A 9,347-nucleotide genomic window follows, 5' to 3' on the forward strand; every position below is an offset into this window, starting at 1 on the left:
TCGAGGCGCGATGTGCTATCGCCGCGGGGCCTCTTGCTGGTGGCACCCCACGGCCGGCGTCGCGATCAATCGTGGCGTCGGCCGATCCTTTTCAGGCCGACGCGGCGCGACGGCTGCGCTTGGCGGGCGCGGCCGGCGGTGTGGGCTGGGGCGCCTGGGCGGCTTCGCGCTGACGACGGGGACCACGGGGCGGGGCATCAGCGATCGACCCACCAACGGCGATGGCGGGCGCTTCGCCCAGGCGACGCCGGGCATATGCGATCAAATCAGCGGTTCGGGCGGTCGCCACGACACCGGCACGCGCCCACACGATGCCCTCAGCGCGCTCCAACGACCGAGGCGCGACCGGCAAGCCCATCGCGGTCATCAGGGTTGCAGCGTTGAGCCTGTCCAAACGCGCCGGGAGGCGGCTGGGATCGGGGTTCGGACCAAGGTCTGCGACGGTGAACAGGGGCCGCTGCTTCGGACGCGCGGCGGATGTGCGGGAACAGGAAGTGGCTTTCGCCATGTTGGAGAACCCCCAAGCAAGCGCGACCGCGCCAAGCGCGGCGGCGGCGATTGCAGGGCTGGGGTCCTTCGTCTGCGCTGGTGGCCGCGATGGCCTGTGGCTCGTAAGGGCGTGATGCGCGGCGCCCAATGACCGCGCGGCGGCGCATGGTTACGCAACGCTCGCGCGTCGGGTCAAGCGCGACGTTTCTTGCCGTGCAGCGGCACCACCTTCGCGTCGGGCTTCTTGCCGTCGATGTCGGCGGTGAGGATCGCGTTCCACCGCTCCATTGCGGCCTGCTGCTCAGCCCAACGCACCGACTTCTGATAGGTGGCCAACACACCCGATCGGGTCGCCGCCTGGGCATGGTTCAGCAGCGCATCGAGCACCGGCTCAGCGAAGCCTTCCTCGGCCAATGTGGAGACGAAGGTGCGTCTCGTGTCGTGCAGCCGCCAGTCCCGAAGATCGGGCAACTTCGCGGTGAGGATGCGCTTCATCCGGCTGAAGGTGGATAGAACCTCACCCAACTGCGGTGACCGGAAGACCAAGCCGTTTGCCGGCTTCCCAGCGGCCTTGTGACGGTCGCGGAGCAGGCGCAACGCGAGTGATGGCAGCGGCAGCCGGTGGTCGCGGCGGTTCTTCACCAACTCGGCCGGCTGCACCCAAACCGCACCATCCAGGTCAAGGTGTTCCCACCGGAGAGAGGCAGCCTCACCCCGGCGGCACGGGACAGCGATCTGGATGCGGATAAGGTCGCGATGGACCGGTTCCAAACTCTCGGCCTCACCCGCGGCCTTCCACACGCGAGCGAGTTGCGCGGGCGCAAGGTAGAGCGCGCGGGCCGGAACGGGTTTCGGCCTCCGTTCCTTTCCTATGGTGAGGCAGGGGTTCACCGCGATCAGCCCTTCGCTCAGCGACCAGTCGAGGAAGCGCGACACCGCACCCCATCGATGCCGGGCAGCGCCGGGCTGGTCCGCGGTGGCCTCCAACAGTGCGCGCAGGTCGCCGGCGCCGAGGTCCGTGATCGTCTTGTTCTGCGCGTTCATATCCTTGATCGCAGCCCTCACGCGACTGACCTCGCGGTTGATGTAGTCGGCGGTCGGCCTCCCCGTTCCCCGGAGGCTGGGCCGGTTCGGCAAGCCCTTGGCGTAGGCTTCCACCACCCGCTCCAAGGTGCGCGACCGGTGGACGGCGGAGGCAGCGATCTTGGCCTTTCGTTCGACTGCGAGGTCGGTCCCCGCCTTGGCCTGTCCCTTCAGCGCATTTGCGGCTTTGCGTGCGGCGTCGGGATCGTGGCTTGCGGGGCTGCCAATGCTGATGGACTGCATCGCGGGGCGCTTGCCGGTTTCCGGGTCCATGCCGCGCGGGCGGAAATCAAAGCGCCACGTCATGCCGGTGGGGTTCACCACCAAAGCCAGCCCCCGCACCTCCGCATCGGGGATCACCAGCCTCTGTTTCGGTTTGCGGCGCTTCCAAACGCTGTCGATGGTTGCCTTCGTGATCTTGGTCAGGGGGCTTCGCAGAACCTTCATTCGATCCTCCTTCTGACCGGACACCGATGCCGGGGTTCGATCTGACCGGACATTGACCGGACTAGGCTTGCGGGGGCAAGCGGAGATGTGCGGCGGCAGGCGTGATTAATAATGACCTTATCTCAATAAGTTACTCGGAGGATGCGGAGCGCTGCGGGACCAAGCGGGGCGGCAGGCGCGGCACTCATAATGCCGGGGTCAGCGGTTCAAGTCCGCTCGCCGCTACCATCCTTTCCGGGACATATCCACAGGCGCAGAAATCTCCGGGGCTTCACCGGGGCTTCAATGTCGGCGTTTGACTGTCGAACGCTCTCGAACACGAGGCGCACGTTCTTGGATGCGCTCTCATCAGCGCGGCATTGTTACCGCATGTCTGACGGGGAGAGGTCTTGGCCGCGGCGCCCCCGCCGTGGCTGGAGACGCCGCAGGTGCAACGCGCAGCGGAAACCGCCAGCTCGCGTGGGAACGGGGCGGCCTGGCGGCTGAGCGCCGGTGCAGACGTGCTCCTGGCGCTCCGGGCGGCCCTGCCGCTGCCCATGATCGCCGAGGCGATGGCGGCGGACGGCCATAAGCACTTGGCGCCGCTGGCGGCCGCGCAACTCGTGGATCACCTTCTGCGCTCCAACTTCCGGGTCACGCGGCCGGCGCCGAAGGGCGGGCTGCATGGGCAGGGGTGGTGATGGTCATGCGGGTTCAGGCCCAGGCACCGGATCGACTTCGACAACCGCGCTGCTGCATGCCGTTGGCGGGCCGGACCTATGTGCCGTTGCCTGCCGCTGCGGTCACAGCAGCGCCGTGGGGCTGGAAACCCCGGCGGCAGTTCGCCTACGGCCCGTATTCGGCCGGCACATCGCGCCATCCACGGGAGACCGCCGTATTCCGGGCATGTCACGGCGATGCAATTCGGGAATTCAAATTGCGCGATGTTAATGACTTAACATGGTTGTGCGGACAGTCGGTGGCGAACCGGTCTCTTTCCCTATTCCCGCTGATAACAGGGAACTTAGTGCCTGTTGCGCGCCCGCCGACCCCGTTCAGAGGCGCATTCGCGTCCAAATCGGCCGAAGAGCCGCTGCCTTCCGGTAATCGACACCAAGGACTGGTTTGCCGAAGAACAGGGAATGCACGATCCAGATCAGGCTCTCGATGCCTGAAGCGGCCGAGCCACATCGCGGAATGACAGCAGCCAAGCGGGATTCCGGCGCCAGTCTATGGGACAGGGGACACTCATTCCGGGACGGGGCAATGTCGTGGCGAGACGATCACGGGCCTTCCGCAATGAGCGCGTCGCCATACGCTGGGTCGCGCTGACAGGCGGGACGCCGCAATGGTTTATCGCGACTCTCTACCCGTTTAGCGGGCCGCGACGGCCCGTGCGCGCAGCAGCGTGTCGCGTACATCGGTGAGGACTACACCGAGCCAGTTGGTGCCGCGCCAGGTCGCGCGCCTGAGCGCACGAGGATCATCGGCGGCCAGGCCGATGCCCCAGATCCGATCGGATGGCGATGCCTCGACGAGCGTCGTGTCCGCGGTCTCAATCAGCTTCCGTAGCAGCTACGAGTTCTGCGTGAACTTCGCGTAGTTGCCTTCCGTGACGATTGGTCGCGCTGCGACACTCCAGATCGCCTGCGAGAAACCTGGCACCTCGCGCCCCAGCCGCTTCGCGTCGCGGGGCGTCGTAGTGACAATGGCGGCGCAGAGATCCGAGGGCGCGCCGAACCGGACCCCGAAAACCTCAGTCCGTTGTTCCAGCCTCAATCTTCGCTTTCCACCAAAAGCCATACATGATAGCTAAATTGTATGTCGACTAACCATACATGATGAGGGGACCGTATGTGGAAGCCGAGGCTCGTTGAAACGGCCCGGATGAAATATCTGGGTATCGTCGAGGCATTGGAGGCGGACATCCGGTCTGGCCGGGTCGCTCGCGGTGACCGCCTGCCCGCCCAGAGGGCCATCGCCGAAACGCTCGGCGTCGATCTCACGACGGTCACGCGCGCGTTCAACGAGGCTCGCCGGCGCGGACTCGTCGCCGCCCAGGCCGGTCGCGGAACCTTCATCAGCGAGACCGTCGACGGGGACGCCGGCAGCCAGCCGCACGCCCTCATCGACCTCAGCATGAACATCCCCTCGCAGCCTTCCGCGGTCGACTTTCGCAAGATCTTTCCGACGGGTGTGGCAGGGGTGCTCGGCAGTCCGAAAGGCTTGCTCCATCTCCACTACCAGGAAAGCACCGGTTCCGAGCCCGACCGATCCGCGGCGGCGAGTTGGCTTGGGGCGCGTATCGATGGGGTGACGCCTGATCGCCTGGTCGTGACCGGGGGCGCGCAATGCGCTCTGTTCAGCGTGTGCGAACTGCTTCTTGGCCGGGGCGACGTGGTGGCCGCCGGGGCGATGACTTATCCAGGCCTCAAGGCGGTGGCGATGCAGAAGGGGCTGGTGGTGGAGCCTCTCGAGATGGACGAACACGGCATCATTCCCGAGGCGTTCGAAAAGGCCTGCCGCGAGCGTCGCCCCAAGGCGCTCTATGTCATTCCGACCATCGACAATCCGACCACGGCGACACTGCCCGAGGATCGCCGGCGCGCTTTGACGATGATCGCACGCAAACACGACGTAACGATCATCGAAGACGATCCATATGCGCCGCTTCGTCCCGATCGGACGACCGCGTTCGCTGAACTCGCGCCGGACATCACCTGGCATATCGCCACGCTGTCGAAATGCGCGACGCCGGCCCTGCGGGTCGCCTATCTGATCGCGCCGTCGCCGAGCAAAGCGCTGCGGCTGGCCGGCGTCCTTCGCGCGACGATCCTGATGGCGCCGCCTCTCATGTCGGCCCTTGCGAGCCGTTGGATCTCCGAGGGCTCTCTCGATGAGGTCGCGAAGTCAATCGCGGCCGAGAACGCGGAGCGCCAGAAACTGGCGTCATCGATCCTCAGCGGATTGAAGTTTTTCGCGGACCCCTTCGGCCATCATCTCTGGCTCCCGCTGCCCAATCATTGGCGGGCTCCCGATTTCGCAGAACATGCCGATCGCGCAGGTGTTTCTATCGTGCCGAGCGCTGCGTTCGCCACCGTGTCCTATCCAATCGAGGCCGTCAGGATCTCGCTGGGCGTAGCGCCCGATCGTGGAGACCTGGAAGACGGCCTCACGCTGCTCGCAAACCTGATCTCGCAGCCATCTCTTGGCTCGAAAGCCGTGGTGTAGCCTCGAAGGATCTCCCGATGTCCACAACAATCAAGGCGGCTGTTGTTCAGGCCGCGCCCGTTCTCTTCGATACGCGCAAGACCGTGTCCAAGCTCGCTGACCTCGCGCGCGATGCGGCCGAAAAGGGGGCTGACCTTGTGGTCTTTCCTGAGGCGTTCGTGGGCGGTTATCCCAAAGGGCTCGATTTCGGCGCACGACTGGGAATGCGCAGCCCGGAAGGACGTGAGGAGTTTCGGCGCTATTTTGAGAGCGCGATCGAGCTCGGCGGGCCGGATGCGAACCGCCTCGGCGAAATTGCCCGCGACAACGGGATCCACCTTGTCGTCGGCGTCATCGAACGGGACGGCGGGACGCTCTACTGCACTGCCTTGACCTACGCGCCCTCTGGCAAGCTGATCTCCAAGCATCGAAAGCTCATGCCGACGGCGCTCGAGCGTCTCGTCTGGGGCTTTGGTGACGGCTCGACTCTCGGCGTGGTCAACACGCCTCTCGGCCGGATCGGCAGCGTCATTTGCTGGGAAAACTATATGCCGCTGCTACGCGCGGCGATGTATGCCCAGGGCGTTGAGCTCTACTGTGCGCCGACCGTGGACGACCGCGACACTTGGCTGCCGACGGTGCGGACGATCGCGTTGGAAGGACGCTGCTTCGTCATTTCGGCCTGCCAGTATCTGACACGGGCCGATGGCCCGGCCAACTATTCGCCAATCCAAGGCGACGACCCGGGAACCGTGCTGATCCGGGGCGGTTCCTGCATCGTCGACCCGCTGGGCAACATCCTCGTTGAGCCCGACTTCAGCGGCGAAACCATCCAAATCGCCGAGATCGATCGGCGCATCATCGCGCGCGGAAAGTATGATCTCGACGTCGTCGGCCATTATGCGCGCCCGGATGTGTTCCGCCTTTCGGTCGACACACGCGCCAGATCGGCGGTCGCGTTCGAGAACGCACCGCATTCGCCCATCGATCTCGACAAGGTCGATGGGCCTGAGCCGAAGGACCTCGCATCATGCTTGGACTGACCGCTCTCGAATTGGCGCGGATCCAGTTCGGTTTCACGGTTTCGTTCCACATCATCTTCCCGGCGATCACGATCGGGCTCGCGAGCTATCTGGCCGTTCTTGAAGGTCTTTGGCTCTGGAAGAAAGACACGGTTTATCGCGACCTCTATCATTTCTGGTCTAAGATTTTTGCCGTGAACTTCGCCATGGGCGTCGTGTCGGGTCTCGTAATGGCGTACCAGTTCGGCACCAACTGGAGTTACTTCTCGGCATTCGCCGGATCGATAACCGGCCCTCTTCTCGCCTATGAAGTCCTTACCGCTTTCTTCCTCGAAGCCGGCTTTCTCGGCGTGATGCTCTTCGGCTGGAACAAGGTGGGCCCGGGGCTGCATTTCTTCTCGACCATCATGGTGGCGATCGGCACGCTGATCTCCGCGACCTGGATTCTGGCATCGAACAGTTGGATGCAGACCCCGCAGGGCTTTGAGATCGTCAACAATGTCGTCGTCCCGGTGAATTGGTTCGAAGTAATCTTCAATCCATCCTTCCCGTATCGCCTGGCGCATATGACGGTCGCAGCTTTTCTGGCGACAGCGCTCTTCGTCGGCGCGTCGGGCGCATGGCATCTCCTGCGTGGACGCAAAGATGCACACATCCGCACGATGTTCTCGATGGCTATGTGGATGGTGCTGATCGTCACGCCGCTGCAGATCGTCATCGGTGATCTCCATGGCCTCAACACGCTCGAGCACCAGCCCGCCAAGGTCGCCGCGATGGAAGGTCATTGGCGGAGCGAACCCGGCGCGGGCGTACCGCTGATCCTCTTTGGCTGGCCGGACATGGAAGCTGAAGAAACGCGCTACCGCATCGAGATTCCCAGGCTCGGCAGCCTTATTCTGACGCACAGCCTAGACGGACAATATCGGGGGCTGAGCGAGTTCGCCCGCGAAGACCGGCCGAATTCGACAGTCGTGTTCTGGTCATTCCGCATCATGGTCGGCCTCGGCATGTTGATGCTTCTGCTCGGCCTCTGGAGCGTGTGGCTGCGCTGGCGCAGGACCCTCTATGAGCGGACCTGGTTCCTCCGTTTCGCGACATGGATGGGGCCCTCCGGACTGATCGCGATCTTGGCCGGATGGTACACGACGGAGATCGGCCGTCAGCCTTGGGTCGTCTATGGCGTCATGCGGACCAAGGATGCGGTCTCGAACCATTCGGCGCTCGCGCTGTCGACAACGCTCATCGTGTTCATCGTGATGTATTTCGCGGTGTTCGGCACTGGCGTCAGCTACATGCTCAAGCTCGTCGCGAAGGGACCAGGCCACAGCGAGGACGATAACGCGCCGCATGAGCCCGGTCAGTCGCAACGACCGGCCCGTCCCCTGTCCGCCGCGCCCGACGACGTCGATCCGTCTCGGGGCTGAGGAGGAAAAACACCATGGGTATCGACCTCCCTCTGCTTTGGGCTGTCATCATCGGCTTCGGGTTGATGATGTATGTCATCATGGACGGATTCGATCTCGGGATCGGCATCCTGTTTCCGTTCGTGCGCGACCGCGAGGAGCGCGACGTCATGATCAATAGCGTTGCGCCAGTCTGGGACGGGAACGAGACCTGGCTGGTGCTCGGCGGCGCGGCTTTGCTGGCGGCGTTTCCACTGGCCTATGCCGTGATCCTGAGTGCGCTCTATCTCCCGTTGATGCTCATGCTCGCGGGCCTGATCTGGCGCGGTGTGGCCTTCGAGTTCCGGTTCAAGGCGGACGAAAGCCACAAGCCGTTCTGGGACAAAGCCTTCATCTGGGGCTCCTACATCGCCACGTTCTCACAGGGGCTGGCGTTGGGCGCCTTCATCAACGGCTTCGACGTCAGGGACGGCGCTTATGCCGGCGGGCTGTTCGACTGGCTGAGCCCGTTCAGCCTGTTCACGGGCATTGGGATGCTGGTCGCTTACGCCTTGCTGGGCACGACCTGGCTGGTAATGAAGACGGAAGGACGCCTTCAGCGACATATGCGGCAACTCGGACGGCCGATCACTCTCGCTGTTCTCGCGACGATCGTAATCTTGAGCCTGTGGACACCATTCGCGCACCCCGACATCGCAGCACGCTGGTTCGCCCTGCCCAACCTGTTCTTCTTCGCTCCGGTGCCGTTGCTCGTTGTCCTGGCGACATGGCTGCTTCTGAAAACGCTTGCCAGCGAGACGCACGCCGCGCCGTTCATCCTCTCGCTGGCGCTGTTGTTCCTTGGCTACTCGGGTCTGGCGATCAGCCTTTGGCCGAACATCATTCCGCCGGCCATCTCAATCTGGGAGGCGGCGTCGCCGCCTCAAAGTCTCGGCTTCACGCTCGTTGGCGCCCTGTTCATCATCCCCTTCATCCTCGCCTACACCGCGTGGTCCTACTACGTGTTTCGCGGAAAGGTGAAAGTGGGCGAAGGATATCACTAGTGTCCGATGCGTCTCGCGATCGAAAGCCCTGGTTACGTCGGGGTGGCTGGCTCGTCCTGATCTGGCTCGCCAGCGTGCTGGCGCTTGCCATCGTAGCCGTTGTCTTTCGACTTCTCATGAATCTTGCCGGAATGACAGTCTGATCGCCAACGAACCAAGGGGCCAGCGCGGCGTTTCGCTCATACCGGAAGCTAGGCCGTGAGGCTCGTCCGCTGCCTCAGGACGAGCGGGCTCGACTCGCAATCGGTGGCACCTTAGATTTCTGACCAGCCCTGGTCCTGACCCCAACTCTGGTCCGTGGCCTAGGCAACTTGAACTGCCCCGGGTTTGCCGGAGGCTGTTTGGTTTGAGTCACGCCGCCAGGATCAGGTTCTCGCGGGCTGCATAGTAGAGTGCTTCGGCCTCGGCCGGTGGGATATTGCCGATGGGCTCCAGCAGCCGCCGAAGGTTGAACCAGTCTACCCACTCGAGGGTGGCGAATTGCACGGCCTCGAGCGAACGCCATGGGCCGCGCCGGTGAATGACCTCGGCCTTGTAGAGACCGTTGATGCTTTCGGCCAAGGCGTTGTCATAGCTGTCGCCGACGCCGCCGACGGAAGGCTCGATGCCGGCCTGGGCCAAGCGCTCGGTGTAATGGATGGAGACGTACTGACTGCCCCTGTCGCTGTGAT

The 9,347-nt window shown here is 63.9% G+C and carries 8 protein-coding genes, 1 tRNA gene and 1 pseudogene; 7 read left to right on the forward strand and 3 right to left on the reverse strand.

Annotated features, from left to right (window positions below):
- Positions 1-681: 681 nt before the first annotated feature.
- Positions 682-2,019 (reverse strand): tyrosine-type recombinase/integrase, encoded by a 1,338-nt coding sequence (locus IEY36_RS17765; protein WP_188969076.1) that lies wholly within the window; start codon positions 2,017-2,019, stop codon positions 682-684.
- 149 nt (positions 2,020-2,168) lie between these two features.
- On the opposite strand from IEY36_RS17765, the gene IEY36_RS17770 reads away from it, so the two are divergent.
- Positions 2,169-2,247: transfer RNA gene (locus IEY36_RS17770), tRNA-Met, on the forward strand.
- A gap of 161 nt (positions 2,248-2,408) precedes the next feature.
- Positions 2,409-2,699 (forward strand): hypothetical protein, encoded by a 291-nt coding sequence (locus IEY36_RS17775; RefSeq protein ID WP_188969078.1) that lies wholly within the window; start codon positions 2,409-2,411, stop codon positions 2,697-2,699.
- A 673-nt stretch (positions 2,700-3,372) separates the two neighbouring features.
- On the opposite strand, the pseudogene IEY36_RS31390 reads toward IEY36_RS17775, so the two are convergent.
- Positions 3,373-3,801 (reverse strand): annotated as a pseudogene (locus IEY36_RS31390) (NADAR family protein).
- A gap of 84 nt (positions 3,802-3,885) precedes the next feature.
- Between IEY36_RS31390 and IEY36_RS17785 the strand changes: the two are divergent.
- From IEY36_RS17785 to IEY36_RS31120, 5 genes are read left to right on the forward strand one after another with little or no spacing between them, the layout of a single operon-like run.
- Positions 3,886-5,229: an aminotransferase-like domain-containing protein gene (locus IEY36_RS17785; RefSeq protein WP_219763976.1), complete on the forward strand. Its 1,344-nt coding sequence runs from the start codon at positions 3,886-3,888 to the stop codon at positions 5,227-5,229.
- 17 nt (positions 5,230-5,246) lie between these two features.
- The gene (locus IEY36_RS17790; protein ID WP_188969082.1) at positions 5,247-6,251 is read left to right on the forward strand and encodes a carbon-nitrogen hydrolase family protein; all 1,005 of its coding nucleotides are present in this window, start codon (positions 5,247-5,249) and stop codon (positions 6,249-6,251) included.
- Positions 6,239-7,654 carry a cytochrome ubiquinol oxidase subunit I gene (locus tag IEY36_RS17795; RefSeq protein ID WP_188969084.1) on the forward strand — a complete coding sequence of 472 codons (1,416 nt, stop codon included), beginning with the start codon at positions 6,239-6,241 and terminating at the stop codon, positions 7,652-7,654. Before IEY36_RS17790 ends, IEY36_RS17795 begins: the two co-directional genes overlap by 13 nt.
- A 14-nt stretch (positions 7,655-7,668) precedes the next feature.
- Positions 7,669-8,676 (forward strand): cytochrome d ubiquinol oxidase subunit II, encoded by a 1,008-nt coding sequence (gene cydB, locus IEY36_RS17800; protein WP_188969086.1) that lies wholly within the window; start codon positions 7,669-7,671, stop codon positions 8,674-8,676.
- Positions 8,676-8,819, forward strand: coding sequence for a DUF2474 domain-containing protein (locus IEY36_RS31120; protein ID WP_188969088.1), 144 nt, complete (start codon positions 8,676-8,678; stop codon positions 8,817-8,819). Before cydB ends, IEY36_RS31120 begins: the two co-directional genes overlap by 1 nt.
- 208 nt (positions 8,820-9,027) lie before the next feature.
- Here IEY36_RS31120 and IEY36_RS17810 read toward each other — a convergent pair.
- Positions 9,028-9,347 (reverse strand): integrase core domain-containing protein (locus tag IEY36_RS17810; RefSeq protein ID WP_188969090.1); only part of this gene is annotated, 320 nt, incomplete at its 5' end.

Origin of the sequence: Neoroseomonas lacus, from assembly GCF_014644535.1 — a bacterium.
GTDB lineage: Bacteria > Pseudomonadota > Alphaproteobacteria > Acetobacterales > Acetobacteraceae > Neoroseomonas > Neoroseomonas lacus.

Coding starts and splice junctions, on each gene's coding strand:
- IEY36_RS17795 (WP_188969084.1), top strand. CDS start 6,239: ATGCTTGGACTGACCGCTCTCGAATTGGCGCGGATCCAGTTCGGTTTC.
- IEY36_RS17790 (WP_188969082.1), top strand. CDS start 5,247: ATGTCCACAACAATCAAGGCGGCTGTTGTTCAGGCCGCGCCCGTTCTC.
- IEY36_RS17765 (WP_188969076.1), bottom strand. CDS start 2,019: ATGAAGGTTCTGCGAAGCCCCCTGACCAAGATCACGAAGGCAACCATC.
- IEY36_RS17785 (WP_219763976.1), top strand. CDS start 3,886: ATGAAATATCTGGGTATCGTCGAGGCATTGGAGGCGGACATCCGGTCT.
- cydB (WP_188969086.1), top strand. CDS start 7,669: ATGGGTATCGACCTCCCTCTGCTTTGGGCTGTCATCATCGGCTTCGGG.